The organism is Dehalococcoidia bacterium, assembly GCA_022451965.1.
In the GTDB taxonomy this organism is placed as follows: domain Bacteria; phylum Chloroflexota; class Dehalococcoidia; order Lucifugimonadales; family Lucifugimonadaceae; genus TMED-70.
Window position 1 is genome coordinate 43,990 of record JAKUNJ010000001.1, and the last position, 26,774, is coordinate 70,763.

Genomic DNA, 26,774 nt, shown 5'->3' on the forward strand with positions numbered 1-26,774 from the left:
TATACTTAATATAAATGGGTTCATAAACAATTTGAACACACTTAATTAATACAATTAAATTTAAATATATGTATATAGATAAAGTAATAATAAATATTAAATCTGGTGATGGAGGAAAAGGTTCCATAAGTTTTAATCAAGATTCAAAAAACTCTAGAGGTGGACCTGATGGTGGAAACGGAGGAAAAGGTGGAAGTATTTGGATTATGTGTGATAAAAACATGTCTTCCTTAAATTCCTTTAGACATTCTAAATTTTTCAATGCTGAAAACGGAGGAAATGGTTCAGATCAAAAAAAAACTGGTTTGAACGGTAAAGATCTATTTATAAAAGTACCAGATGGGACCCTTATTCGTGATGTAAAAAAAGAAAAAAATCTTATAGCAGTAATTACTACTGAATCTGAGCCCATAGAGCTATTCAAAGGAGGAAAAGGTGGAAGAGGAAATGTTGCTTTTGTAACCTCTAAAAATAAAGAACCACTTCTTGCAGAAGCAGGAGAAAAAGGTTCAAACTATCAACTTGAATTAGATTTGAGGTTTTTTTCAAATGTGTGCCTTATAGGTCGACCAAATTCAGGAAAATCAAACATTATTCGAAATATATCAAATGCAAAGGTAGAGGTAGCTGAATATCCTTTTACTACAAAACAACCAGTATTGGCTTCAATTAGTAGAGGTTTTAAAAATATTAAAATAGCAGAAATACCTGGCCTTGTTTCTCATAATGAAAAAAATTTAGCATCAGGAAATAACTATCTTAAGCATTTGCTAAGAACCAATACCATAGTCATGGTTATTGATATAAATAATGATATTTTGAAGGAAATAAAATTTTTATTGGATATAGTCAATAATTTTAACCCAATATTGTCTAAAAAAAATATAGGGTTGATAATATCAAAGTATGATTCAAAGTCCAAACTAAATATCTCTCAATTATTATCAGAAATAATCAATAATTTTAATTTCTTCAAGAATAAGATTTTTTTATTATCTAAGAGTTTTGATAAACAAACCGAAGAATTTTTAGCTTTTGCATATAATTCAATTAACAGTTCTGAAAATAAATTTGATATCGATTTGCCAATTATTAGTCTTAAAAAAAATAATGATAAAAGGGTTGTTTATGATGGAGATTCTTTTATTATAAAAGACAAACAATTTGTTCAACTAGCAGAAGGATCTAACCTTAACAATTGGAAAACGCTTATCCAATTTCAATATAAATTAAAATCATCGAAGATCTCCAAAGAACTCGAAAATATTGGTATAAAAAGAGGTGATACCTTAAAAATAGGAGAATATTCATTCAACTGGGAAGAGTAATATGCTAAAAAGTATATTTTTTGGAGGAACATTTGACCCTGTTCACAATGGACATATAGAAGTAATAAAATACATAAAAAATAATTTTAAGTTTAAAAAAATATTTATAGCTCCAGCTGGTAACCAATATATGAAAATTGTTCCCCCAATAGCCACTCCAATTCAAAGATATGAGATGTGTAAACTAGCATTTGCTGATAACGATATTGAATTAGTTGATTATGAAATCAATAAATTATCTCCAAGTTATACTATTGATACTCTAAATTATATAAATAAAAATTATCCAGATTCTAATATCTCTAGTATAGTATTAGGTTCTGATGCATTCGAAGAAATAAATTTATGGAAGAAGGGTTCTTATCTATTAAGTAAATATAAATTCATCGTTTTCTCTAGAAATGACTTATACCAAACCTCTAAAGAAAATGTAAATATAGTAAAAAAATTATCTAATTTGAACTCTTCTGATATTAGAAAAAAAATAAAAGAAAATAAATCTGTTTTATCTTTTACACCGATTGAAATACAAGAATATATAAAGGAAAATAATTTATATAGATGATGGATAATAATATAAAAAAAAGATTACTGAAACGAGCAATTGAATTAAAAGCTATTGAATATGGTGAATTTACTTTGGCAAGTGGAATGAAGTCTAATTTTTATTTCGACGGAAGATTACTTTCCTTAGATCCAGAAAGTTCTAGCATTATTTCTGATTGGGTTCTTGGAAAGCTTATGGAGCTACAAGTAAACTATATTGGAGGTCCAGCAGTGGCTGCTGTCCCAATTATCGGATCTACAGTATATAACGCTTTTATTAAAGGTTATTCTCTTTCAGGTTTTTTTATAAGATCAGAAAGAAAAGATCATGGTCTTCAAAAAAAAATTGAAGGGAATCTTCCAAATAATTCATCAGTTGTTATCATTGATGACACCATGTCAACTGGAGGCTCTTTAATAGATTCAATGAATGCAGTAAAAGAAAATAATTGTGAAATCTTACAGGTTTTGACCGTTCTAGATAGGAAGCTTGGTGGTTCAGAAAAACTTCTAAGTTTAGGCTATAATTATTCTACTATTTTAGAGGTTAATTCATCAGGAGAAATAATTTGAAGACAGAAAGAGAAATTTTTATAAAATCTATTCAATCTCTTGCAGAAAGTGTATATGATTTTCATGATAGGTGGAATTTAATAAATTATAATAAGCCTTCTCATGAAGCAATGAAAGAAAGAAAAGAATTACTTGCCGAAGAAGTAAGTGAACTAAATCAAGAAATTGATAAAACTGATGAATTAAAATCAATAAAATTGCTTTGTAGAGAAGCCGCAGATGTTCTTTATGTTTCAGTGGGACATTTACTTGCTCTCGGAAAAGATGGTCTTGAAGCTATAGACCAGGTTTCACAAAAAAATAATAAGAAAACAAGCAAAACTCATTTTTTTGATAAAAAGGTAAAAAAGGTAAAAAAGCTAAATATCTAAGTTTTTTACCTCTAAGGCATTGGATTTTATAAAATCTCTTCTAGGTTCAACATCGTCACCCATTAATGTTCTAAAGATATCGTCTGCAGATATTGCATCATCTGCAGAAACTCTTAGCATTACCCTATTTTCTGGGTCCATAGTTGTATCCCACAGTTGATCTGGGTTCATTTCTCCTAACCCCTTATATCTTTGAATATTGAAACCAGATTTATCTGCGTTATTTTCAAGTGAAGATATAACTTGACTCCATTCTAGATTTTCTTCAATTACCTCGTCATTTTTCTTTATAGAAAAATGGCCTTTCAAAAATTTTTTTATTTCTGGGTATATTTTTTGAGCTTTTATAATTGATGGATGATTATTTGCTGTAATAGATTCATTGATTTTCTTTATTTCATTATCATCATCAATTATTTCTGAATCAAACAAGTCTGGTTGTATATTTTCTGCTTCATCTTTAGATTCATTTTTATAGGTATCTAAATTTTTTGATGCTAAACTTAAAAATTCTTCATCACTTAGGTTTAGTATCCTAGCTATTTCATTTGATTCACTGAAAGATTTTATATCTGAAATAAATTTACCTATAGAAGCGCCTTTAATTTCTTTATTACCTTCAGAATGTACTATGGAAAAGTTATTATAAATTTTTTCAGATATCCACTTATTTAAATCATTATCTGAATAAATCCACTTACTACTTCTACCTCTTGAAACCTTATATAAAGGAGGCTGCGCAATGTAGAGATTACCTGCTCCAATTAATTCAGGCATATTTCTATAAAAGAATGTAAGCAAAAGAGTCCTTATATGAGCTCCATCAACATCAGCATCTGTCATGATAATAATCCTATGATATCTTAGTTTTTCATGATTAAAATCCTCTCCTAATCCTGTTCCTATAGCTGTAATTAAAGCCACAATTTCTTCGTGAAGTAGCATTTTTTCAGGCCTAGCTTTTTCGACATTTAATATTTTTCCTCTTAGAGGGAGAATAGCTTGGAAATTTCTATCTCTTCCTTGCTTTGCTGACCCTCCAGCAGAATCTCCTTCAACGATATATAATTCAGACTTACTGGGATCTTTTTCAGAACAATCAGCAAGTTTTCCGGGAAGAGAGCCCCCATCAAGAGCGTTTTTTCTAATTATTAGATCTCTAGCTTTCTTTGCAGCTTCTCTTGCTCTTGCAGAAGTTAATGACTTATTAAGGATTTTTTTTGCATCCTCTGGATTGTCTTCTACAAATTCACTTAGTCTTCTTCCTATTATTTGTTCGACAGCCCCTTTGACTTCAGGATTACCAAGCCTTCCTTTAGTTTGACCTTCGAACTGAGGATCTTTTACTTTTACTGAAACTACACACATCAGGCCTTCTCTTACATCTTCACCGGATAATGATTGGATATCTTCTTTAAAAAAACCTTGTTTTTTACCATAATCATTGATGACTCTGGTTAAGGCTGATCTAAAACCTGTTACGTGAGTCCCACCATCCGCAGTTCTTATACAATTTGCAAAAGAAAGGGTGTTATCTATAAAAGATTCATTATATTGAATAGCTGTTTCAACTACTACATCTTCAATTACTTCATTGGCGTACATTATATTTTCATGAATTGAATTTCTTTTTTTATTTAAATTTCTTACAAAACTTTGTACCCCTCCTTCAAACTTAAAAGCAACCTGATTATGGGGCCATAAGTCTTCGTGATAATTTGAAATAAATTGAATATTTAGGCCTTGATTTAAGTATGCCATTTCTCTGAATCTAGTAGTAATTGCTTCATATGAGTAATCTATATCAGGAAAAATTTCTTGATCTGGCAACCATGTTACGGATGTTCCTGTACCTTTTAAATCTTCATCTGTTTGAGCCCTATTCTCAAGAGGTCCATCAGGCTTCCCTTTAGTGTAAGACTGGCTCCAAACTTTTTCATCTCTCCTCACTTCAACCTTTAGCCATGAAGAAAGTGCATTTACTACAGATGCACCTACTCCGTGCAATCCTCCTGAAACTTGATATCCTTTACCTCCAAATTTTCCTCCTGCATGAAGCGTAGTCATAACTGTTTCAACAGCCGAGATTCCTGTTTTTTTATGTTTATCTACAGGAATTCCTCTTCCATCATCTATCACAGTAACTGATTTATCTTTATTTAAAATAACAATGATTTTTGACGCAAATCCAGCCATTGCTTCATCTACTCCATTATCAACAATTTCATGAATAAGATGTTGAACTCCCTCTAAACCTGTAGTTCCAATATACATTCCGGGCCTTTTTCTTACTGCCTCAAGTCCCTCCATAACGGTTATATCTTCAGCGCTGTAATCTTTAGAACCCTTATGATTATTATTTACATTTTTTTTAGCCATTCTTAAAATCTTTTCTCGCGCGCGCGCGTTTATTTTAGATAGTAATCCAAGATACTATGCCTAAATACTATATTATAGAAAAGAAAATATATAGTGAGATGACTTAAATTTCAAATTTAGATGAAATTTTGAACTAAAAATTTTTTTTATAAAAAAACAGTTTATAAACTTGACTTAATTATTTCCCAAGATGAAGATATTTCCCAAGAGATTAAAAATTATTAGGAATATTCATAAAATGGAAATAACCAAGGAAATTCAAAAGCTAATGCTTGAAAGAATGTGGACAATTAGATCTTTTGAAGAAAAAGTAATTGAAGTTCATGAAGCAGGAGAGTTTGTTGGCCCAGCACATCCTTATATTGGTGAAGAAGCAGTTGCTGTAGGCGTATGTTTGGCATTGAAAGATACTGATTATATTGCTGGCAATCATAGATCTCATGGTCATCCACTTGCTAAGGGCGGGAGCATAAAAAAAGCTATGGCTGAAATTTATGGAAGAGTAGATGGCTACTGTAAAGGAAAAGGCGGCTCAATGCATCTGGCAGACTTTTCTGTAGGTATACTAGGAGAGTCAGGAATAGTTGGTTCTTCTGTTCCTGTTGCTACTGGAGCTGGCTTAGCTTCTAAAATGGGGAAAAAAGATTTTGTTTCGGTTGTTTTTTTTGGAGACGGCGCTTCTAATCAGGGGGCTTGTCACGAATCAATGAATCTCGCTTCTATCTGGAAGCTTCCAGTCATATTTGTTTGTGAAAATAATCAATATGCCATAACCAATTCATATGAAAATTCAGTAGCTGTGGATAATGTTTCGGATAGGGCAGTTGCTTATAATATGCCAGGAATTTTAGTCGATGGGCAAAATGTTGAAGCCATGTATGAGGCAACATCAGAAGCTGTTAAGAGAGCAAGAAACGGAGAAGGGCCTACTCTCATAGAAGGTTTGACATATCGTTTCGAAGAGCATTCTCTTGGCTTGGGAAAGATCAGAAGAGGAGAGTATAGAGACAAGTCAGAAATAGATAAATGGAGAGAAAGAGACCCTATAGATATTCTTACAAAAAAATTAATAGACAGAGGAATTCTTACTAACGAAGATTGTAAAAAGATTGAAAATAATTCTAGGTTAGAGATAGAAGAGGCAGTTAACTTTGCAAGAAAAAGTGAATTTCCTGGACCAGATGATTTATTCGAAGGAATGTGGGCAAATCCTATACCAAAACCTTAATTAAACGGAGTAATTTAATGGCAGAAAAATTATTTGCTGATGCTATAAATGAAGCTATAGCTGAAGAAATGAGAAGAGACCCTAATGTATTTATTATGGGAGAAGATATAAGATTATCTATTTATGGAGCTACCAAAAATTTATATAAAGAATTTGGAGAGGAAAGGGTTTTAGATACGCCTTTGTCTGAAAATGGTTTTTTTGGAGCAGCAATAGGTGCTTCATTAGTTGGCATGAGGCCTATCGTAGAAACAGTAACTAGCTTTATGTGGGTGGCAATGGATCAATTAATATCACAAGCTGCAAAAATGAGATATATGTTTGGAGGCCAAGCAACATTACCGGTTGTTTATAGAGCATCAATGGCTTATGGTGCAGGTTCGGCTGCTCATCATTCTGATAGAAACTATCCAATGTTTATGAATATGCCAGGAGTAAAGATCGTTGTTCCAGCGACATCTGCTGATGCTAAAGGGCTACTAAAGACTGCTATCAGAGACGATGATCCTGTAATAATTTTTGAAGATACAAACTTAATGGGAACTAGAGGAGATGTAACAGAAGAAGAAATACCATTTGGTAAAGCTGAGATATTAAAAAAAGGTAATGATTGTACAATAGTAGGAATAGCTGGTTCGGTAAAGCTTGCATTAGAAGCAGCTAATAAACTGGAAAAAGAAGGAATATCTTGTGAAGTAATAAATCCAAGAACCTTAGTTCCTTTGGATAAACAATTAATTTTATCTTCAGTTGAAAAAACAGGTCGGCTGGTAATTGCTGATCCTGCACATAAAGTATGCTCAGCTGCTTCTGAAATTTCTTCAATTATTGCTGAAGAAGGGTTTTGGTTTTTACAGTCTCCAATTATAAAAGTAGCTTCTGAACAAGTTCACATACCTTATGCCCAGACTCTAGAGGCATTAGTTTATCCTAATATTGAAAAAATTTCAAAAGCCGTTAAAGAAACAATGGAAATAGAATAAATGATAAAAGCTCTAACATTTGATTTGTTTGGCACTATTTTAGATTTAGAAAAAAGTACTTATCCGTCTATAAAAAATATTTTAGATAATAATAAATCTTCAGTAACCCCTCAAGAATTTTGGGCCTTCTTACGTCACAGACAAAGAATAGAACAATATCAAGATAATATTCTTGATCTTGGTCACAGCGGTTATCTTATAACTGTCAAAAATGCATTTAAGTATACTTCTAGAAAATTTAATATGGAGCCGTCATTAAGTGAGTTAGAATTATGGGATGATAATTGGCAGAATTTAATTCCATTTGATGATATTTCTGAAAATCTAAAGTTATTGAAAAAAAATTTTTCCTTAATTGCTTTATCTAATGGTAATAAGTCATTCTTAGACCATTTGGCAAAAAATAGAATTCAGTTTGATTTTGATAATATTATATCTGTTGAAGATGTCGGAGCCTTTAAGCCTTTTTCAGGAGTGTATAGAAAAGCTTCTTTAATTTCAGGATATAATTTATCAGAGATATTAATGGTATCTGCTAATTCATTTGATGTTATGGGAGCAAAAAGCTGTGGAATGATAGGAGCTTATATTGACAGATATAATTTGCCTTATGAAGAATGCCATAAAATGTTAAAACCAGATGTTATAGTAAGAGATTTCAATCAACTTTTTGAAAAACTTGACAATCAAGGAGTTATAAATGCCTAAAGAAATAAAACTTCCTCAGTGGGGGATGAATATGAATGATGGAACTGTAGTGAAGTGGTTAAAATCAATAGGAGAAGATGTCTCAAAAGGTGATGATCTTGTAGAAATAGAATCAACAAAAGTAAATGCAGCAGTAGAAGCTACTGAGGCTGGTAAACTGGGCAGAATAGATATAAAAGAAGGAGATTTAGTTCCTGTTGGAACTGTTTTGGGAATGATTTTATTAGAAGGTGAGTCTGAAAGTGATATACCAGATAAATTAATAGATAATAAAGAGGAAAATAATGAAATAAAACCAAAAGAAAATATTATTTTAAACAAAAAAGTAATAGCTTCACCTAGAGCAAGGAGCTTGGCTAAAAAGCTAGAAATAGATATCTCAGATCTACTAGGTACTGGTCCATCTGGAAGAATAACTGAAGAAGATGTGCGTTTATTTTCAGAAAATTTAAATATTTCAGACAAAACAATTTATTCCATCAAAGAGTCCATTCCTAGCACTGGAATTAGGCAAATTATTGCAAAAAGAATGTTTGAAAGTGCTCAAAATCCTCAAGTAACCTTAAATACAGTTGCCTGTGTAGATAGTTTGTTTGAATTACAAAAAACCTTGATATCAAACTGGAGAAGAGAAAAAATAAGACCCCAGGTGAATGACATATTATTAAAAATAGTTTCAGACACATTAATAACTAACCCAAAACTAAACGCTCACTATAACAATCAATCTTTGGACTTGATAGAAAATATAAATTTGGGTGTGGCTATGGCAGTTAAAGATGGTCTTGTAGTCCCAGTTATAGTAGATTCACAAAAAAAAGATTTTCTTGAAATAAGTAAAGAAATCAGAACTTTTTCTAAAAAGATCAAAAGTAATCAACTTTTACCAGATGATATTACTGGTTCAACTTTTACTATTTCTAACTTATCTTCCTATAATGTTGAGTACTTTAATCCAATAATTAATCCACCTGAAGTTGCTATTTTAGGAGTAGGTAAAATTTCTAATAAAATAGACTTAGATGAAAATAAAGAGGTAGTTGTAAAAAAAATTATTCATTTATCCTTAACTTTTGATCACAGGGCATTAGATGGCGTTCCTGCTTCTAATTTTTTAGATAGCTTGGTTAAAAATATAGAAAGCATTTAATTTGTATAAAGTAGGTATAATTGCTAATCCGTCTGCTGGAAAAGATATAAGAAGACTTGTGGCATCTGGAAGAGTTATTTCGAATCAGGAAAAAGCAAATATTATTACTAGATTTATAAGAGGTCTTATATTCAAGGGAATTAAGAATTTCTATTTCATGCCTGATAAGTCAGGTCTATATAGACCATCTATTGAAGAATTTAAGAATGATATAAATTCATTTATTTTAGATACAAAATATTATGATGGCCCTGATCAAACACTTTTTTCTGCAGAGCTAATTAGTAAATTAGGTTGCGATTGTGTTTTAGTTTTAGGTGGTGATGGTACTAATAGATTAGTAGCAAAAAAAATTGGTAAAATCCCTATTATTCCATTATCAACTGGTACAAATAATGCATTTCCTATTGATATTGATCCAACTATTGCTGGACTTGCATCAGCATATTATATTTTGAATAAAAATAATAAAAAATTGTTACAACAAAAACCTTTATTAAAAGTAGTTATAGATAAAGAAATAGAAGAAATTGCTTTAGTAGATTTGGCTATTAGTAAGCAAAACTTTGTTGGATCAAAAGCTATATGGGATCCAGAAGTGATTTCTGAATTATTCCTCACCCAATCTAACCTAACCTCAATCGGATTATCTTCTATTGGTCAAAAAATTTCAAAGATACCAAAGAATTATGGTCTCAAAATCCAATTTGGAAAAAGAGGGAAAGAAATTTATGCCCCAATTGCTCCAGGCTTGATATCTAATATCACAGTTAAGAACTATGAACTTTTTTCTTATGGTAAAAAATATATTATTAAGAATTTAATTGGAACAATTGCCTTAGATGGTGAAAGAGAACTAGAAATATATAAAAAAAATTTGATAGAAATTTCACTTCATAAATCAGGTCCCTTCGTAGTAGATGTTATAGAATCAGTAAAACAAGAAAACTTGTCTTATATAAATTAGGAGGAAGCTTATGCCTTATAAGGTCAATCACATCCACATAAAATCTAAAGATCCTAAAATTACAGCTGAATGGTTTGTAAAAGCATTTAATGTAAAAATAATTTCAGAAGTGGTAAGGCCAGTGGGAGATCAATTCATAGTAACTCAAACTGAAGGAGGTCTAGCAATTAATATTTCTAGTGAAAGAGATAATGAAGTCTTAGGGCCTGCTGATGATGATGCTCATTATGGACTCGAACATTTTGGGTTTGATACTGAAGACATTGATGCTGACATTGAAAGACTAGTATCATTAGGGGCTATTCATAAAGAGGGCCCAATGGAGCAACCTGATGGAAGAAAAATAGGCTTTATAGCGGCTCCAGGTGGAATAAGAATAGAACTTATTCAACAAGTCCCATGATATCTTAGCCCTTGCGAGTCCAGGGAATTTCTCTATTTTCATTAATTGATTGTAATCCTGCAGTTATGTATCCATAACAAAATGCAAAGGCCACTCCGGATTTATTTGATCCAGAAATTTCAGGAACATGATCAGGCATTAACATATATTTGTAACCAACTTCTTTATAAGTCTTTAGTGCCTCGATCATATCCACTGAACCCTCATCTGGAAATACTTCCATAAAATCAAGTTTTTTACCTAAGATATTTCTAAAGTGAACATTAAATATTTTTTTTCGTTTGCCGAAATATCGAATTACATCAAATATTTCTTTTCCTGGATCTTCAAGCATTTCACAAATTGTACCTTGGCAAAAGTTTAGTCCGTGATAATCACTTTCATGCATATTTATAAATTTTTTTAAGCCCTCAACTGTTCCTAAGACTCGAGTTACTCCCTTGTAACCATTTGGTGTATAAGGATCATGTGGATGGCAGGCTAGTCTGACTCTTAATTCTTCTGCCACAGGAACTATTCTTTCTAAAAAGTAATCTATTCTCTCCCAATTAGTTTCCTCGTCTAAAATTCCAACTATTCCAGGCTTTTCATCCTGATTAATTTTTTCCCATCTAAAAGTAGAGTTTATGGAGCCACCTCTTCCTTTTTCATTTTCGGATCTAGGTATCCCAATTATATTCATATTGTACTTAACTGCAGGTATTCCCACTTTTGAACATAGTTCTATAATTTTTTGTATAGATTCTATTTCTATATCTCTTTCTGGAGATTTTCCAAGCATTATATTAGGGCTTTGTGATTCTTCTAATGGACGGGAAGACAATGGTATTTGAACCATGTCTAATTTTAGTCCATTTTTTTCTATAACTTCAATATGCTTCTCTAAAATATCTAAGGTCCAATCATGTGGATTTATNGATTTAAAATTACCTTTTTCATCTTCAATAAAAGGGTCTGCACATATGTTTTTAACTCCTAATTGAGACCATACTTCTAAGTCTGAATTATTTCTTGGTGCAACTTGAGTTCCGATATACATTTANTACCTCATTGATATTTTATTTAATATTAAGTTTTTCCAATCATTATATTTTTTATTTATTCTATTGTAATTTTCTTTCTCTGGGAAAAAATCTTTATATGAATTATAAGATAATTTCTTCTTTGATATATTTTCTAGTGAGAGTTTTGCAACACCAAGTGAAGTCATTTCATTATTATTAGCAACCCTAACTACAATATTTAATAAATTCGATAAAAGTTGATTAAAGAAAATACTTCTTGATAAACCTCCGTCGATTTTAATGCTCTTAATTTTATAATTTATTGTTTTTTCTATAGAATCTACAATAGATTTTGTTGAGAAAGCTACAGACTCGAAACCCGCTCTTAATATATCGTTTTTATTATATGATGAATTAATATTTTCTATACTAGCTCTAATTTCACCATCCCAAAATGGTGCTCCTAAGCCATTCAATGCAGGAACTATAAGAATTTCGTTAAAATTACTGTTATTTAGATATTCTTCAATTTGTTTGTTTTCTTGAAAAATATCAATACTTTTTAGCCATTCAATTAAGGATCCTGCTGATAATATTGTCCCTTCAAGCGCGTGATTACTTTTTTTACCTATTTTATTAGAAATTGTTGATAGAAAATTTTGGTTGAAATTATATCTTTTCTCAGCCGTATCAATAAGCAAAAAACCTCCGGTACCAAATGTACATTTTATCTCAGTCTCTTCATTATTTTTGTGACCATATAATGATGATTGCTGGTCACCAAGAATACTATTTATAGGGATTTTTTTTCCTAATATATTCTCATTTAAAACACCAAAATTATGATTTGATTTAACTACTTTAGGCAAGATAGACATTGGTATATCCAACTCTTCTAATATTTTGATGTCCCATGTCTCTGTTTTGGTATTAAACAAACCAGTTCTTGAAGCATTTGTTATTTCTGTTATATGGGGATTGCCATCTACAATATTTGCTAAAATCCAAGAATCTATTGTGCCAACACAAATATCTTTTTTTTCAAATAGAGATTTTATGTTTCTTAGCGCCCAAACTATTTTAGAAAATGAAAAATAGGGGTCTACTTTTAATCCTGTAGATTTATTTATCATAGCTTCTAATTTAGTTCCAATGATGCTATTGCAAAAATCTATTCCTCTTAGGCATTGCCAGCTAATCGCAGGACTTAATGGTTCAAGAGTTTTTTTGTTCCAAAATACAATGGTTTCTCTTTGATTTGTTAGCCCAATCGATAGTATACATTCCTTATGAATATTATTTTTATTTACAGCTTCTAATAAGGTTTCTCCTACAGATCTTAATACCTCCTTTGGGTCCTGCTCGACCCAACCATTATTAGGATAAAATTCTTTAATTTCCCTTTGACTGGTACAAACAAGAGTTAGATTTTCGTCATAAACTACTGTTCTAGTTGATGTACTTCCTTGGTCTATAGATAATATATAGTTTAATTTCTTTTTCATGAAATTATCTTATCATCAAAAAAACATCTATAATCTTACAATGACAACAGAAGAATTGATTATTTCAATAGTAAGAATTTTTGCCTCTTTAGTGGTATTTAAATACAATTTTTTGGGGGCTATTTTAGTAATTCTTATTGATTTTTCTGATCTTTTTATGATGAATTTAATTAATCTTGGAGGGGTAAGAAATTATCAAATGCTTGATAAGCTTCTTGATCTTTTCTATATTATCTATTTTCTAATTATTACACTTAGGTGGGAAAGGTTGCTTAGAAATATAAGTATTACTTTGTTTATTTTTAGAATTCTAGGCTTCTTTCTTTTTGAGTTTTTTCAAAATCGATTAATTTTATTTATTTTTCCAAATATATTTGAATTTTGGTTTTTGGGAATTGCATTACTTTTATTACTAAAAATTGAAATAAGTAAAAAAAAAATAATTATAATTTTTTTGGTGACAACTTTCTTAAAACTAATACAAGAATATATCTTACATGTATGGAAGGTTTTAGATAATTATAAAGCAACAGAAGTATTTAATTCTATGATTGAAATTTTCAGCTAACTTTTGAGAGCTTTCGTCTTCTCCATCTACTTAGTTTATATGCCCTTTTTTTAATTCTTAAGTTTTTAGGTCTTTCAGGCATAAAATCATTGAGTATTTTCAAATTTGTTTTACTTTTAGATTTTTTAGCATCAAAGATTGTCCCTTGGGCATTTTTATTTTGTTTTAAGTTAGGAAGCTCCGCTAAGAATTTACCAGTTGGAGTATTTGTAGAAGCAACAAACTCTGGTGTTCCTTCGCAAACGATAAAACCTCCTTTATCTCCAGCTTCAGGTCCAAGCTCTATAATCCAGTCTGAATTCTTTATCATATCAAGATGGTGCTCTATTAATAAAACTGAGTTCCCATTTTCTACAAGAGCATGTAAAACTTCTAATAATTTAGAACAATCATCAAATGATAATCCTGTAGTTGGCTCATCTAAAATATATAATGTTTTTCCTGTAGATCTTTTAGATAGCTCTGTTGCCAATTTAATTCTTTGAGCTTCACCACCTGACAAAGTTGTAGCTGGTTGCCCCAATTTAATGTATCCTAATCCAACTTTATTTAATGTTTCTAGTTTTTTGTTTACTCCTGGTATATTTTCAAAAATATATAAAGCCTCTTCTACTGTCTTATCTAAAATGTCAGCAATTGATTCTCCCTTAAACTTAATTTCTAAAGCATCATTGTTATACCTTTTTCCACTACAAATTTCACAAGGGATAGTTACATCAGGTAAAAACTGCATTTCTATTTCTTTATATCCAGCTCCTGAGCAATCTTCACATCTTCCTCCTTTGACATTGAAAGAAAATCTTCCAGCTTTATAGCCTCTACTCATTGCTTCTGGCATTTTTGAGAAAAGCTCTCTGATTGGAGTAAATAGGCCAGTATATGTAGCAGGGTTAGATCTAGGTGTTCTCCCTATTGGTGATTGATCAATTACTATAAGTTTATCTATATTTTCTAAGCCATTGATTTCATCATATTTTCCTTCTCTAACTGATTTTCTAGACATCTTTTTTAGAAGAGCATTTGATAAAACATCATTGATAAGAGTACTTTTACCTGAACCAGAAATTCCTGAAACACAAACAAATTTATTTAATGGTATTCTTACATCAATATTTTTTAGGTTATTTTCAGAGGCTCCTTTTATCTCTAAATAATTTTTACTTCCTTCTTTTCTCTTTTTTGGAATACCAATTTGCTTTTTACCAGAAAGATATAAGCCAGTAAGAGATTTAGGATTATTCATGATCTGATTAGGCGTCCCTTGAGCAATGATTTCACCTCCATAGGCCCCAGCCCTAGGCCCCATATCTATAATTTGATCAGCAGATTTCATAACATATTCGTCATGCTCAACAACAATTACAGAGTTACCTATATCTTTTAGGTTGATAAGTGTTTTGATTAATTTTTCATTATCAGTGGGATGCAAGCCTATAGAAGGTTCATCACAAACATATAGAACTCCTGTTAGCCCTGCTCCAATTTGAGTAGCAAGTCTTATTCTTTGTCCTTCTCCACCAGAAAGAGTTGATGACATTCTATCAAGAGTTATGTAACCTAAACCTACTTCCATTAGAAATAAAAGTCTTGAGTTAATTTCTTTAAATATTTCTTCTGATATCTTTTTCTCAGTGATAGAAAGCTTTTTTATTTCCTTTGAATTTTTGTTTATCCATTCATAACATTTATCAATTGATAATGAAGTTGCTTCCATGATATTTTTTCCTAAAACAAAAACTGAAAGAGACTCAGGCTTTAATCTGTAACCTTTGCAATCTGAACAAGGGCTTTCTGACATAAATTTTAATATTTCCTCTTTTATTTTTTCAGAGTCTGTATTCAAGTATCTTTTTTCTATTGAAGGGATCAAACCTTTATAATACCTTGTTATATATTCAATATTTTCTTCATCATAATTTTTTTCAAAGTTTTTATCTATAACACCATAAAAAAGAAGATTTAGTACAGAACTATCGATTTCTTTTATCGGTTGATTTAAGTCTATGCTTAGTTCTTCCAAAATAGAGTAAAAGCTATTTTTATCCCATCTTAGGACAATTCTCGCATCATCTATCACAGACATTCCATTTTCTGCTAAAGAAAGGTTCGGATCTCTTATTAGTAGATGAGGATCTACTTCAAGGGAAAATCCTAAGCCTGTACATTTTTGGCAAGCACCAAAAGGAGTATTGAAAGAAAAACTTCTAGGCTCAAGCTCTGAAAGAGAAATATTACAGTCAACACACGCAAGATCTTCAGAGTAGATTATTTCACCCTCATTAATTTTTTCTACATATATAACACCATTGCCAAATTTTAATCCAGTTTCTATCGATGAAGACAATCTATTTTTATCAATATTTTCATTAATAATGAGCCTATCAACAACTATTTCTATATTATGCCATTTATTTTTTTCTAAATTTATTTGCTCCTCAAGATCAAAAATTTCCCCATCTATTCTAACTCTTGAAAACCCTTCAGACTTAATTTTTTCAAGAACACTGATATGTTGTCCTTTCATATGCTTTATTACTGGAGAAAGAATAATAAATCTTGTCTGATTTTTGAAATCTAATATATTTTCAACAATCTTTTGAACATCTTGTTTTTGAACTAGATTTCCACAGTTGTAACAATGAGGTATACCAATCCTAGCAAAAAGAAGTCTAAAGTAATCATAAATTTCCGTGACTGTACCTACAGTTGATCTAGGATTTTTTGATACGCCTTTTTGATCAATAGAAATAGAAGGAGATAAACCATCAATTTGATCAACATCTGGTTTTTCCATTCTTCCTAGAAATTGTCTAGCATAGGCAGATAGAGATTCAACATATCTCCTTTGACCCTCAGCATAAAGCGTGTCAAAAGCTAAACTACTTTTACCTGATCCTGAGACACCTGTTATTACAACAAATTTTTCTCTAGGAATCTCTACATCAATATTCTTAAGATTATGCTCTCTTGCACCCTTAATTGTTATTTTGTCAGATTTCAATTATTTTTAGATTTTATATATTAATTCTACAAATAAGTTCGAACGTTTTCGACAAAAGAATTATATTCATTTGCCATTTACAATATAATATTATTATTGTTCAACTCTAATCAATTAATATGACAAGATTAGAAAGTCACTTTATGAATAATAAACAATTAGTTGATGATATAGACAAGCTTGTTGAAGATATACAAGTTAGTTCGGTGCTGAGTAACAATAAATTAATCAATAAGATATTTTCTGAGAAAATTATTCCTGTTTTATTTGAAATTAAGACTAACTTAGAGATAAGTAATCCAAGTCAAATTGAATTCAAAGAAAAAATAAATTATTGTGTTGCTACAACTTCTGACATAGTAGATCTCAACTCTGAATATTCAGTTTTTTACTCTAGAATCAGAATTTTGAGAGAAAATATACTAACAAAAATCAAATAATGCTTAGAGTAACAAAAAACAACATAAATATTTCTTGGGATGAAAATTATGATTGGAAAGATTTTTCTAATATAGTTCTAAAGTCAATTTTTTCTACATTAAAATTCGAGAGTATAGAAAAAAGGCTAATAATAGATGTTTATTTTATAGATAACAACGAAATGAAAAAACTTAATGATAAACATCTTGGCAATAACTATGAAACAGATGTTCTTTCTTTTAATTATTATGAAGGCTGGAAAAACGGTAAATTACTAACAAATCATGGGTTATTCCCTGGAGAAGAAAACCTTAATGAATTAGGCGAGCTTTTTTTATCAATTCCTAAAATATTGCAACAAGCAAAAGAAAATGATGTAAGTTCCTTAAAAGAATTATCTACAATGGCTATTCATGGAACGCTTCATCTTTTAGGATATAACCATGAAGTATTAAATGAAGAAAAAATTATGTTTTCTAAAACAGATAAAATATTAGAAGGCATAACTGAAGAATTTTAGAAATGACATTAAAAAGAGAAGTTTTATATCAAAAATGGAGACCAAAAATTTTTTCAGATGTTGTTGGTCAAGACCATATAACTCTAACCTTAAAAAATTCCTTAATTAGAGATAAATATGCTCATGCTTATCTATTTACTGGTCCAAGAGGAACAGGAAAAACTTCAACAGCAAGAATTTTAGCTAAGGCTTTAAATACAGATATTGACCCCTCAGGAGAGCCATTATTAGAAACACAAATTTCTCAAGAAATTGATTCTGGAAAATTTTTAGATCTAATAGAGATTGACGCAGCTTCTAACAGAAGAATAGATGATATTAGGTCTTTACTTGAGAATGTTCAATTTATGCCTTCAACTGGTAAGTATAAGGTATATATAATCGATGAAGTGCATATGCTAACAAATGAAGCATTTAATGCTTTATTGAAAACTTTAGAAGAACCTCCTCCACAGGTAATTATGATATTAGCTACAACGGAGATACAAAAATTACCTGAAACAATTGTTTCTAGGTGTCAGCGCTATGATTTTAGAAATGTTTCTGATTCTCATATTGTAGATAGACTAAAGCATATTTCAGAATCAGAAAAGATTGAATGTGAAGATGAATTGTTGTGGTTTATTGCCCAAAATTCATCTGGATCGTTAAGAGATGCATGCAATTTACTTGAGCAATTATCAGTTGCATTTCAAGATATAACAATTGAAAATGCTAGAAATTTATTTGGAATAATAGATTCTAATATATCTCTAGAAATATTAAATAATATTATCTCTTATGATCAGAAGAAACTGATTGTTCTTTTACAAGAATTAAGAATAAAAGGTGTAGATTTTAGAATACTATCTTCTTCTATTATAGATTCATTAAGATTAGGATTGTTTACATCCAATGGAATATTATCTTTGGAAGGTTATTCAAATGATCATCTATTAAATGTAAAAAAAACTTTTGAAGGTATCGATTCTAAAAAATTATTATTAATGCTTGAAAATTTTTTGAGCTTAATATCCTTAAGGACAGAGACATTTGATATTTTACTAGAATCAGCCTTAATTCATCTATCATATTCTTTTGAAAATTCTACTCAAAAAGCCGAACCTATAAATAAACCTGAAAATTCTACTCAAAAAGCCGAACCTATAAATAAACCTGAAAATAAAACTTTTGAGGATAATGGATCTAATGCACAGATATCAAAATTAGGTATTGAAGAAACTAATAAAGTAAGCATTGAAAATCATAATTCTATTGAAAAAGATGATTGGGAAAAAGTACTGTTTGACCTGAGGAGGGTAAAGTTTGGAAAAATGGTCCTAGGAGGTCTGCTGAGGAATGTTGAGATCCCTAAAAAGATTGATGATAAATTAACCTTAAAATTTAAGAGCAAGCATCTTCATGATTTGTTTAAAGCTGAATGGAAGATTGATTTAGCAAGAGAAGCTGTTAGAAATGCTGTCATTAAGGTCTATGGAGAAAAAATAAAATTAGTTTTAGAAGAACCAGAAGATGAGAAAAAAAATAATATAGATGAAAAAAATATTCTAGACAGTAGTATTGTTAAGTCGGCTTTAGCAATGGGTGCAAAAATAGAGGAAGAAAAGGAAGGTTAGATAATGTTTGACAAAATGAAACAAGCTGGAAGTTTAATGAAACAAATGAATAGCTTAAAAAAGAAAATTGATAAATTAGAAACTGTTTCTGAATCTAAAGATGGAATGATTAAAGTTACAGTAAAAGGTACTTCTAATATTCAATCTATAAAAATCAACGATGATTTCTTAGCAAATATTTCATCAAAAGATTTAGAAAAAAATTTGATTAAGACTGTGAATGATGCACTAAACAATGCAGAAAAATCTTCTAAACAAATTATGTCAGAAATGACAGGAGGTTTAAACATACCAGGATTATAATATGTCCCCACTTAACAAATTTCCATTTATGCCACGAGCTTTAAGCCAATTAGTTGAATCCTTTAGATTACTCCCCGGCATCGGTCCTAAAACAGCACAAAAACTTGCATTTTCCACTTTGAAAATGCCTCCTGAACAAGTGAATGATATTGCAAATTCTCTAAGGAATATAAAGTCAGAAATTATATATTGTAAAAAATGTCAGAATATATCTGAAGTTTCAATTTGTAGTATTTGTACTGATATAGATAGAGATGATTCTATAATTTGTGTTGTTGAGGAAGTTATGGATGTTTATGTGCTTGAAAAATCTCGTGCTTTTAAGGGAAAATTTCATGTTTTGCATGGATCGATTTCTCCTGCCAATGGAATTGGTCCAGACGAAATCAGGATTAAGGAATTAATCTCTAGAGTAGAAAGTGATTCTAAGATAAAAGAAATTGTGATTGCTACTAATTTGAATCTTGAAGGTGAAGCTACCGCTATGTATATAAATCAAGCTCTTAATAAATTTGAAAAAAATCTCAAAATTACTAGGCTTGCAAGAGGCCTTCCATCTGGCTCTGATATTGAATATGCAGACGAAACAACCATATTGCACGCTATGGGTTCTAGGGTAAATATAAATGAAAGCTTATAGAAAAAAGAAAAAATACTTACAAACTGAATCAATAGTTTTGAAAGTATTTGATTTTGGAGAAGCAGACAGAATCTTTACTCTTTTGACTCCAGATAATGGAATTATAAGAGCTGTTGCAAAAGGTGTTAGAAAGCCAAAATCTCGTATGGGAGGACATATCGATGTTTTGTCTAAGGTAAATATATATATTTCTTTAGGAGAAAACTTAAGTAATATATCTCAAGCAGAAATTATTAACAATTATAGTATTCTGAAAAAAGATCTATCACTTATATCTATCAGTTTTTACATACTTGAATTATGTGAAAAATTTTCAGTAGAAAATGATCCAAATAATGATATATATTATCATCTCTCATATACTCTAGATATTCTTCAAGAAAACTTACAGAATCCATTGCTTATTAGATGGTTTGAGATAAATTTACTTACTGTCTCTGGATTTTTACCTGAACTTTACAACTGCTTAATTAGTGGAGAAGAACTAGATGAAGGTGACCATTTATTTTCAAGTGTAAACGGAGGTTTGGTTGATAAAAAATATGCAACTTCAACAGATAGCTATATACCTATTGATAAAAATTCCATAAAAGCTTTGCGTTATTTATCTAATAATGGATGGCCAGAGGTTAATAAAATTAATTTTGGATCAAATTCATTAGAGAAATTAAAAATAATATTAAGAAAATACATTCAAACGATCACGAATTCCCAAATTAATTCTGAAAAATTCCTATCAAGAATTTTTTAATTTTTTCATAGGAAGAAGAGAGCATAATATAATTCCTGAAATAGCAATTATTCCACTCATTATAGAAATTCCAGAAAAATCATATCTAGAATATATAAATCCCGCAAAAATTGGTGCCATGAATCCAATAAGCGACATTCCAATAAAATTTAAAGCAGTCCCGCTTCCTTCGCTTCCTTTAGGAACTCTATCCATAGTTGCAGCTGTAACTATTGGCATTACCGAGAAGAAGAACATTCCTAAAAGAGTTATGAGAATTATTAAGCCTAAGCCTTCATCAAAAATTAAAAATAAAAATAGGTAAATAGCCATTAATGTCATAGATATTTGAATCACAGGTTTCCTTCCAAATTTATCTGAAAGTATACCCATTATAGGAGTTGAAATAATACCTGCTGCAGTAATCAATGCTATGTGCCATCCAATTACTAGAGCAGAGTAATTTAATTCTTCCTTTAGATATACAGCTAAAAATAATTGAAATGAGGTATGAATACTTGCTCGCATTGCTCCAAGTAATATCAAACCAATTATGACCTTATCTTTAACTAATGTTTTTGTTCTAAATTTATATTCTTGAAAAGACCAATTTGATGAAGATTCTGATCCAGCTGACTTGAATAGTATTAATACCAGTAAACCTGTTAAAATCATTGGAATAATAAGAAATAGTGATACATTTTCCCATCCAAAACCACTCATTTTTATTATTGACCCAATTGTTATTCCGGAAATTAAACCTCCAATTACTGGTGGACCTATAGTGTTTCCTATCTGTGCACCAGTTAGATGCATTGAAAGCACAAATCCTTTCTTATTAGGATACCTTGCAGCTAATGTTCCAAAAGCAGGTGCATGCCAAAAACTAGTTCCAAATCCAATCAGAATAACAGAGAGAATGATAACCATATAAATGTTTGATACTCCTAAAAGAAAGTAGCCCAAAGCAATAGTAAACATTGATATTGCTAATAGCCATGCGATTTTTTTTCTATACATATCTGATAATATCCCTGCAGGTATATTAGAAAGTCCACTAGAAACATTTAAGGCCGAAAATATTGCTCCATAAGCAACATCTGATAGAGCCAATGAAGTTTTCAACATAGGACCAATAACCGTTAATGCTCCTTGACCAAAATGTTTTATTCCGTGACCTAAAGATAATCCAATAACTAAACCAAGACCGGTTTTAGAATTTTTATTATTTTTCATATTGAATTCTCATAAATGAAATATTAATTTATATGTTATTTTTAATTTAGATACCTATTTATATCATGTTTTTTAATAAGATAAATAAAATTACTCGTAATACTATAATTGGATTTACTTTATTTGGTTTGTTGCTTTCTTTATTTTATTCATTGTTTAGCATGATTTTTATTTGTCCGACTAATAATAATTGTCCTTCTAGTACAATTCCAGCCTTAATAGTTATTTTTGTGGTTACTACTTTTTTTTCTATATTTGGATTACTTTTTGGTATGATTGTTGTGAAGCTTTATAATCTTTTTAAAGTAGAATAATTTAAGAAAATAAAATTTTGAGGTAAATATGGCAGAAAATAAATATAATCTTATAGTTATTGGGGCTGGCCCTGGAGGATATCATGCAGCTATAAGAGGCGCTCAGCTCGGAATGAAGGTTTGCCTTATAGAAAAAGATGACGGAACTGGTAATGGTGGATTAGGTGGCGTATGCCTTAATTGGGGCTGTATTCCGTCAAAGTCTTTATTAAGAAATGCAGAGCTATTAAATGAAATGAAAAATCCAGATGAATGGGGGTTTTCATTTAAGGAATTTAAGTATGATATTTCTAAGGCAATTGATAGATCAAGAGAAGTTTCTAAAAAACTTACTCAAGGTATTGAGTTTTTAGTTAAGAAAAATAAGATTGATTTAGTAATGGGTGAAGCAAAATTAACTTCTTCAACTACAGTTAGTGTGGGAAAAAATTCCTTCACAACTGAAAATATCATTATAGCTACTGGAGCAAAGCCTAGGTCATTGCCAAATCTGGATATTGATAAAGAAATAATTATCACCTCAAGAGAGGCGTTAGAACTACGTAAGAAACCTAAATCTATAGCTATTATTGGTGCATCTGCAATAGGATGTGAATTTGCGTATTTTTTTAATGCTTATGGGGTTGAAATAACTCTTTTTGAAATAATGGACAGGATTGTTCCTAAAGAAGATTCAGATATTTCCAAAGAATTGCAAAGACAATTTACAAAACAGGGTATTGTGTGTAATACTTCTTCAAATATTACTAATGTCAAGAAGGGTAAAAATGCTATAACTCTTGAATATGAAATTGATGGAAATAAAGATTCTAGTACTTTTGATAAAGTGATGTTAGGAGTTGGTATTCAGCCCAATACTGAAAACTTAGGATTATCTGAGGTAGGAATTACCTTAAACCAAAATGGATTTATAGAAGTTGATGAATATATGAAAACAAATGTTAATGGAATATATGCAATTGGAGATGTGACAGGTAAGCTTCCACTTGCTCATGTTGCATTTGATCAAGGCATCTTAGCTTCAGAACATATAGCTGGACATGAAGTTGAAGGTATAACAGATTATGTAAATATGCCTAGGTGTACCTATTCTTCACCCCAAATCGCAAGTATAGGTCTAACAGAAGAGGAAGCAAAAGATCAAAAAATAGATTATCAAATTGGAAAGGTACCTTTTCAAGTTGCAGGCAAGTCTATAGCAATCAATAATTATAATGGTTTTGCAAAAATTATTTCTAATAAGTCAACAGGTGAAGTAATTGGGGCTCATATTATAGGAGCAGAGGCTACTGAGATGATTGGAGAAATTGGAATGCTTAAGTATCTTGAAGGAACGACAGAAGAGCTTCATAGGCTAACCCATGCACATCCAACATTATCAGAGGTAATAAAAGAAGCTGCAGCTAATACTCACGATCAGGCGATACATTTTTAATTCTTTCAAAAGTCTAGGTTTATTTCCAGCTCAGAGGTTATGGATTCAAACCATTCTATAACCTCAGGATGATAAGGGATTCCTTTTGTGCTTCTTTCTAATCTAGATTCGTACTCTGGAAGACCTGGATAAATTACTCTCTCGTGACCAGGAGCTGGAGGTGTATTTTTTAATCCGCTAAGAAAGTCATCCATATTTTTCTTAAAAGTATCAGTATCACTGAAACAATCTATATTATAAGCAGCAAAATAATGACCACTTCCGCCTAAAAAACCTGCTTGTGCTCCTCCAAGCATTGAGCACATGATATCAACTATCGCTGCAAAGGCATATCCTTTATGTGATCCATTTTCTCTATCACCTCCGAAAGGAAGCATATATAATTCCTTCAATCTTCCATCTTCATGAAAATCTTTAGATTCAAGAGTTTCTTCATTCATAATTGGTGTTCCATCACTCTTTGCTAACCAATTTGAAGCAATTGGCACCTTTAATCTTTCAAGTAGTTTTATTTTATTTCCTGCTATTTGTGTAGTTGCAGCATCAAACATAAAATATGCTTCTTTATCAGCTGGTGCTGCCCATGCAATAGGATTAGTTCCAAATCTTGGCATTGCCCCATAAGTAGGCAACATTGCAAAACCACCTCCGCCGCTCATACAAACTCCTATCATATCCTCATCAATAGCCATTTTTGCATGATATCCTGCAGCTCCTAAATGACCTGCATTGTTTAATGTTGCGATACCTACGCCAGAATCTTTAGCTTTTTCTATTGCCATTGCCATTGCTTTNGGAGCAGTTTGTATTCCTAATCCCGAGTCACCATCTAGTGATAAGGTGGCGTTTGTTTCCTTTTTTATTTTGATTTGAGGATTTGGATTGATTTTTTTTTCTTGATACATCCTAACATAAGATCTCAACATATTAGATACACCGTGAGTATCAACCCCATTAAGATCAGCATATATAAGAACATCAGCAGATAATCTTGAATCAGAATCATTAACTCCCATTTTCATAAAAATTTGAGTTACTATATTGTGCATTTTTTTATGATTTATTCTGATTGCCTCATCTTCAGATACATGAAATCTCTCTAACATTCAGTCTCCTCCCTTATTATCTAAGATTACTTTAATTATTATAAATTTTAGATTTCTNTACAAAAGTTGTATCCATATGGCTTAATGATGATTTTATTTTTGAATCTAAAATTTTCAAACTTGATATAACTCTAAGCCTTCTGTACTCAGGAATGTCTTCTTCTGAGATAGATTCTAACTCAATTGAAAAATTTAGAATTTTTTCTTCAATTGAAGTGTTCTTAATTTCCTTTTTTATTTCTTTACTAATATTTTCCTTTTCTGTAGACAAATCAATTCCATCGACAACATTCTTTATAATTTTTTCATAAGATATTTTAGGGTTATTTTTTACATTTTTTATAACTTTTTCTACATAAACACTTGATATTTTACCTTCTATGAATGGTTTAGCTATCTTGTTCTGTAAAGAAAAGTCTTCTAAATCTGCAATACATCTTGCCTCTTTAAAAGTAAGCTGTCCTTTATCTAGATAAGATAATAATTTGGGATCTAGCTTTTTTATTAGTGATTCATAATGATGTATTGTTCCTGGAGTAATTCCTGTTCTCCTACTTAATTCTTGTTGTGACATTTTTCTCAATTTCCTAAATTCTATAAATTCCATAGCTATCTTAGTAGGAGCCTTAAGTCCTGAAAAATATATTTCAGATAAATTTAGAGCATCTATATCAAGAATAGTATCTTTTATAATGCAATCAATTTTTGATTTATTTTTATTTTTTGCTGTTCTAAGTATCTTTTCACCACTATATAAGATGAAGTGATTATCTTTTTTTATTACCACAGGCCTCTTTTGTGATGAATTTCGTTTGTTTACTAAATTTCTTAGAGGCCTAAACTTGTGAATAGGATGTGTAGGATGTATAACTATATCATTTAAAGAAACTTTCATATTGTCCTTCTTTTATTATATTTATGATTAAATTTTCGTAGTTCTAAATTTTATTTTCAAAAATTGTCCTTGCTGGGAAATAATAATTCTTTTAACCCTTTTAGTTTAGAATTTTTTAAATATAATAGAGATAAATAAGATGAAATGAACTTGTTTTATGCAAAAAACAAAAAATAAAATACCCCCATATGTTTCTTTTAAAACATTCCAAACTTTTTTAGAATTTTTATCTGAAGGAATGCCAAATAGAATAGACAGAAGTGTTTGGTTAAACAAATTTTCTGGGTCTAATGGGACTCAAATAATGACAGCAATAAAATTTTTTGAACTTATTGATATTAATGGGATTCCAAGTGAGGATTTTAAGAATCTTGTTTCTAGAGATATAAATCTTCAAAAAAAGGTTCTAAGAAAGCTTCTTTATAAGTATTATTCTCCTATTTTTGATTTAGATTTATCAAACGCAACTAAATCTCAATTAAGAGAAGCTTTTAGAGGATTTGGAACTAAAGAAGGTGTAATTGTAAAATGTGAATCATTTTTTATACAAGCAGCAAAATACTCAGAGATTAAAGTATCCTCTCATATTCTTGCTCGAAGGCATAACTCAAACTCTTCTGATAAACCTAAGGCTGCGAAATCTACAAATGATTTTAATATTCAAAATAATAAAAGTGATACAAATATAAATCTAGCAAGATTAATTTTAGATAAATATCCTGATTTTGATCCAAATTGGTCTGATGAGTTAAAAAAATCTTGGATTGATTCTCTTACTAAGCTCTATGAAAGCTTAAAATAAAAAGAGTTGATTTCTCAACTCTTTTTATTTATTTCTAGTAATA

The 26,774-nt window shown here is 30.5% G+C and carries 25 protein-coding genes; 19 read left to right on the forward strand and 6 right to left on the reverse strand.

Features of this window, described 5'->3' with window-relative positions; translation table 11 throughout:
- The first annotated feature begins 68 nt into the window (after positions 1-68).
- The 4 genes from cgtA to MK083_00235 are packed head-to-tail and all read left to right on the forward strand — an operon-like array spanning position 69 to position 2,818.
- On the forward strand, positions 69-1,328 hold the full coding sequence (gene cgtA, locus MK083_00220; protein MCH2672883.1) for an Obg family GTPase CgtA: 1,260 nt from the start codon (positions 69-71) through the stop codon (positions 1,326-1,328).
- A 1-nt stretch (position 1,329) separates the two neighbouring features.
- Positions 1,330-1,893, forward strand: a complete 564-nt coding sequence (gene nadD, locus MK083_00225) for a nicotinate (nicotinamide) nucleotide adenylyltransferase (protein ID MCH2672884.1) — start codon at positions 1,330-1,332, stop codon at positions 1,891-1,893.
- Complete coding sequence (gene pyrE, locus MK083_00230) at positions 1,890-2,447, forward strand: orotate phosphoribosyltransferase (GenBank protein ID MCH2672885.1); 558 nt, start codon at positions 1,890-1,892, stop codon at positions 2,445-2,447. Before nadD ends, pyrE begins: the two co-directional genes overlap by 4 nt.
- Positions 2,444-2,818, forward strand: coding sequence for a hypothetical protein (locus MK083_00235; protein MCH2672886.1), 375 nt, complete (start codon positions 2,444-2,446; stop codon positions 2,816-2,818). The genes pyrE and MK083_00235 overlap by 4 nt, the downstream gene beginning before the upstream one ends.
- Here the strand turns inward: MK083_00235 and gyrB are convergent.
- Positions 2,807-5,128 (reverse strand): DNA topoisomerase (ATP-hydrolyzing) subunit B, encoded by a 2,322-nt coding sequence (gene gyrB / locus MK083_00240; GenBank protein ID MCH2672887.1) that lies wholly within the window; start codon positions 5,126-5,128, stop codon positions 2,807-2,809. The genes MK083_00235 and gyrB overlap by 12 nt on opposite strands.
- A 307-nt stretch (positions 5,129-5,435) precedes the next feature.
- On the opposite strand from gyrB, the gene MK083_00245 reads away from it, so the two are divergent.
- Genes MK083_00245 through MK083_00270 form a run of 6 tightly spaced genes read left to right on the forward strand, consistent with a single transcriptional unit; the run spans position 5,436 to position 10,636 of the window.
- A complete protein-coding gene (locus tag MK083_00245) occupies positions 5,436-6,425 on the forward strand; it encodes a thiamine pyrophosphate-dependent dehydrogenase E1 component subunit alpha (protein ID MCH2672888.1) in 990 nt (329 codons plus the stop codon).
- Between the two features lie 17 nt (positions 6,426-6,442).
- Positions 6,443-7,408, forward strand: a complete 966-nt coding sequence (locus tag MK083_00250) for an alpha-ketoacid dehydrogenase subunit beta (GenBank protein ID MCH2672889.1) — start codon at positions 6,443-6,445, stop codon at positions 7,406-7,408.
- Positions 7,409-8,116 carry an HAD-IA family hydrolase gene (locus MK083_00255; protein MCH2672890.1) on the forward strand — a complete coding sequence of 236 codons (708 nt, stop codon included), beginning with the start codon at positions 7,409-7,411 and terminating at the stop codon, positions 8,114-8,116.
- The gene (locus MK083_00260) at positions 8,109-9,266 is read left to right on the forward strand and encodes a 2-oxo acid dehydrogenase subunit E2 (GenBank protein MCH2672891.1); all 1,158 of its coding nucleotides are present in this window, start codon (positions 8,109-8,111) and stop codon (positions 9,264-9,266) included. Before MK083_00255 ends, MK083_00260 begins: the two co-directional genes overlap by 8 nt.
- 1 nt (position 9,267) lies before the next feature.
- On the forward strand, positions 9,268-10,233 hold the full coding sequence (locus MK083_00265) for an NAD(+)/NADH kinase (GenBank protein MCH2672892.1): 966 nt from the start codon (positions 9,268-9,270) through the stop codon (positions 10,231-10,233).
- A gap of 10 nt (positions 10,234-10,243) precedes the next feature.
- Positions 10,244-10,636: a VOC family protein gene (locus MK083_00270; GenBank protein MCH2672893.1), complete on the forward strand. Its 393-nt coding sequence runs from the start codon at positions 10,244-10,246 to the stop codon at positions 10,634-10,636.
- A 4-nt stretch (positions 10,637-10,640) separates the two neighbouring features.
- Here the strand turns inward: MK083_00270 and MK083_00275 are convergent, their stop codons facing one another.
- A complete protein-coding gene (locus MK083_00275; protein MCH2672894.1) occupies positions 10,641-11,675 on the reverse strand; it encodes a mannonate dehydratase in 1,035 nt (344 codons plus the stop codon).
- Positions 11,676-13,145, reverse strand: coding sequence for a glycerol kinase (locus MK083_00280; GenBank protein ID MCH2672895.1), 1,470 nt, complete (start codon positions 13,143-13,145; stop codon positions 11,676-11,678). It lies immediately after the preceding gene.
- 40 nt (positions 13,146-13,185) lie between these two features.
- Here MK083_00280 and MK083_00285 point away from each other — a divergent pair, with 40 nt between their 5' ends.
- Entirely contained in the window at positions 13,186-13,713 is a 528-nt protein-coding gene (locus MK083_00285) for a hypothetical protein (GenBank protein MCH2672896.1), read from the forward strand.
- Here MK083_00285 and uvrA read toward each other — a convergent pair.
- Positions 13,706-16,714 (reverse strand): excinuclease ABC subunit UvrA, encoded by a 3,009-nt coding sequence (gene uvrA / locus MK083_00290; protein MCH2672897.1) that lies wholly within the window; start codon positions 16,712-16,714, stop codon positions 13,706-13,708. The genes MK083_00285 and uvrA overlap by 8 nt on opposite strands.
- Before the next feature lie 119 nt (positions 16,715-16,833).
- Between uvrA and MK083_00295 the strand changes: the two genes are divergently transcribed.
- Genes MK083_00295 through recO form a run of 6 tightly spaced genes read left to right on the forward strand, consistent with a single transcriptional unit; the run spans position 16,834 to position 20,964 of the window.
- Positions 16,834-17,154, forward strand: a complete 321-nt coding sequence (locus MK083_00295) for a hypothetical protein (GenBank protein ID MCH2672898.1) — start codon at positions 16,834-16,836, stop codon at positions 17,152-17,154.
- Positions 17,154-17,654 (forward strand): rRNA maturation RNase YbeY, encoded by a 501-nt coding sequence (ybeY, locus tag MK083_00300; protein MCH2672899.1) that lies wholly within the window; start codon positions 17,154-17,156, stop codon positions 17,652-17,654. The genes MK083_00295 and ybeY overlap by 1 nt, the downstream gene beginning before the upstream one ends.
- Positions 17,655-17,656: 2 nt before the next feature.
- Positions 17,657-19,270, forward strand: coding sequence for a DNA polymerase III subunit gamma/tau (dnaX, locus tag MK083_00305; protein MCH2672900.1), 1,614 nt, complete (start codon positions 17,657-17,659; stop codon positions 19,268-19,270).
- Positions 19,271-19,273: 3 nt separating this feature from the next.
- Entirely contained in the window at positions 19,274-19,573 is a 300-nt protein-coding gene (locus MK083_00310; protein ID MCH2672901.1) for a YbaB/EbfC family nucleoid-associated protein, read from the forward strand.
- A 28-nt stretch (positions 19,574-19,601) separates the two neighbouring features.
- Positions 19,602-20,213, forward strand: a complete 612-nt coding sequence (recR, locus tag MK083_00315) for a recombination mediator RecR (protein MCH2672902.1) — start codon at positions 19,602-19,604, stop codon at positions 20,211-20,213.
- Positions 20,200-20,964 carry a DNA repair protein RecO gene (recO, locus tag MK083_00320; GenBank protein MCH2672903.1) on the forward strand — a complete coding sequence of 255 codons (765 nt, stop codon included), beginning with the start codon at positions 20,200-20,202 and terminating at the stop codon, positions 20,962-20,964. The genes recR and recO overlap by 14 nt, the downstream gene beginning before the upstream one ends.
- Here recO and MK083_00325 read toward each other — a convergent pair.
- Positions 20,950-22,179, reverse strand: a complete 1,230-nt coding sequence (locus MK083_00325; GenBank protein MCH2672904.1) for an MFS transporter — start codon at positions 22,177-22,179, stop codon at positions 20,950-20,952. The two genes, recO and MK083_00325, sit on opposite strands and share 15 nt — an antisense overlap.
- Before the next feature lie 342 nt (positions 22,180-22,521).
- Between MK083_00325 and lpdA the strand changes: the two genes are divergently transcribed.
- Positions 22,522-23,928, forward strand: a complete 1,407-nt coding sequence (gene lpdA / locus MK083_00330) for a dihydrolipoyl dehydrogenase (GenBank protein ID MCH2672905.1) — start codon at positions 22,522-22,524, stop codon at positions 23,926-23,928.
- Between the two features lie 5 nt (positions 23,929-23,933).
- On the opposite strand, the gene MK083_00335 is transcribed toward lpdA, so the two are convergent.
- A complete protein-coding gene (locus tag MK083_00335) occupies positions 23,934-25,034 on the reverse strand; it encodes an Ldh family oxidoreductase (GenBank protein MCH2672906.1) in 1,101 nt (366 codons plus the stop codon).
- A 1,052-nt stretch (positions 25,035-26,086) separates the two neighbouring features.
- Here MK083_00335 and MK083_00340 point away from each other — a divergent pair.
- Positions 26,087-26,731, forward strand: coding sequence for a DUF5343 domain-containing protein (locus MK083_00340; protein ID MCH2672907.1), 645 nt, complete (start codon positions 26,087-26,089; stop codon positions 26,729-26,731).
- The last annotated feature ends 43 nt before the right edge of the window (positions 26,732-26,774 follow it).

What these genes read in the sequence shown, in the direction of transcription:
- cgtA (MCH2672883.1), top strand. Translation starts at nt 69, where the DNA reads ATGTATATAGATAAAGTAATAATAAATATTAAATCTGGTGATGGAGGA.
- nadD (MCH2672884.1), top strand. Translation starts at nt 1,330, where the DNA reads ATGCTAAAAAGTATATTTTTTGGAGGAACATTTGACCCTGTTCACAAT.
- pyrE (MCH2672885.1), top strand. Translation starts at nt 1,890, where the DNA reads ATGATGGATAATAATATAAAAAAAAGATTACTGAAACGAGCAATTGAA.
- gyrB (MCH2672887.1), bottom strand. Translation starts at nt 5,128, where the DNA reads ATGGAGGGACTTGAGGCAGTAAGAAAAAGGCCCGGAATGTATATTGGA.
- MK083_00245 (MCH2672888.1), top strand. Translation starts at nt 5,436, where the DNA reads ATGGAAATAACCAAGGAAATTCAAAAGCTAATGCTTGAAAGAATGTGG.
- MK083_00250 (MCH2672889.1), top strand. Translation starts at nt 6,443, where the DNA reads ATGGCAGAAAAATTATTTGCTGATGCTATAAATGAAGCTATAGCTGAA.
- MK083_00255 (MCH2672890.1), top strand. Translation starts at nt 7,409, where the DNA reads ATGATAAAAGCTCTAACATTTGATTTGTTTGGCACTATTTTAGATTTA.
- MK083_00260 (MCH2672891.1), top strand. Translation starts at nt 8,109, where the DNA reads ATGCCTAAAGAAATAAAACTTCCTCAGTGGGGGATGAATATGAATGAT.
- MK083_00270 (MCH2672893.1), top strand. Translation starts at nt 10,244, where the DNA reads ATGCCTTATAAGGTCAATCACATCCACATAAAATCTAAAGATCCTAAA.
- MK083_00285 (MCH2672896.1), top strand. Translation starts at nt 13,186, where the DNA reads ATGACAACAGAAGAATTGATTATTTCAATAGTAAGAATTTTTGCCTCT.
- MK083_00295 (MCH2672898.1), top strand. Translation starts at nt 16,834, where the DNA reads ATGACAAGATTAGAAAGTCACTTTATGAATAATAAACAATTAGTTGAT.
- ybeY (MCH2672899.1), top strand. Translation starts at nt 17,154, where the DNA reads ATGCTTAGAGTAACAAAAAACAACATAAATATTTCTTGGGATGAAAAT.
- dnaX (MCH2672900.1), top strand. Translation starts at nt 17,657, where the DNA reads ATGACATTAAAAAGAGAAGTTTTATATCAAAAATGGAGACCAAAAATT.
- MK083_00310 (MCH2672901.1), top strand. Translation starts at nt 19,274, where the DNA reads ATGTTTGACAAAATGAAACAAGCTGGAAGTTTAATGAAACAAATGAAT.
- recR (MCH2672902.1), top strand. Translation starts at nt 19,602, where the DNA reads ATGCCACGAGCTTTAAGCCAATTAGTTGAATCCTTTAGATTACTCCCC.
- recO (MCH2672903.1), top strand. Translation starts at nt 20,200, where the DNA reads ATGAAAGCTTATAGAAAAAAGAAAAAATACTTACAAACTGAATCAATA.
- MK083_00325 (MCH2672904.1), bottom strand. Translation starts at nt 22,179, where the DNA reads ATGAAAAATAATAAAAATTCTAAAACCGGTCTTGGTTTAGTTATTGGA.
- lpdA (MCH2672905.1), top strand. Translation starts at nt 22,522, where the DNA reads ATGGCAGAAAATAAATATAATCTTATAGTTATTGGGGCTGGCCCTGGA.
- MK083_00340 (MCH2672907.1), top strand. Translation starts at nt 26,087, where the DNA reads ATGCAAAAAACAAAAAATAAAATACCCCCATATGTTTCTTTTAAAACA.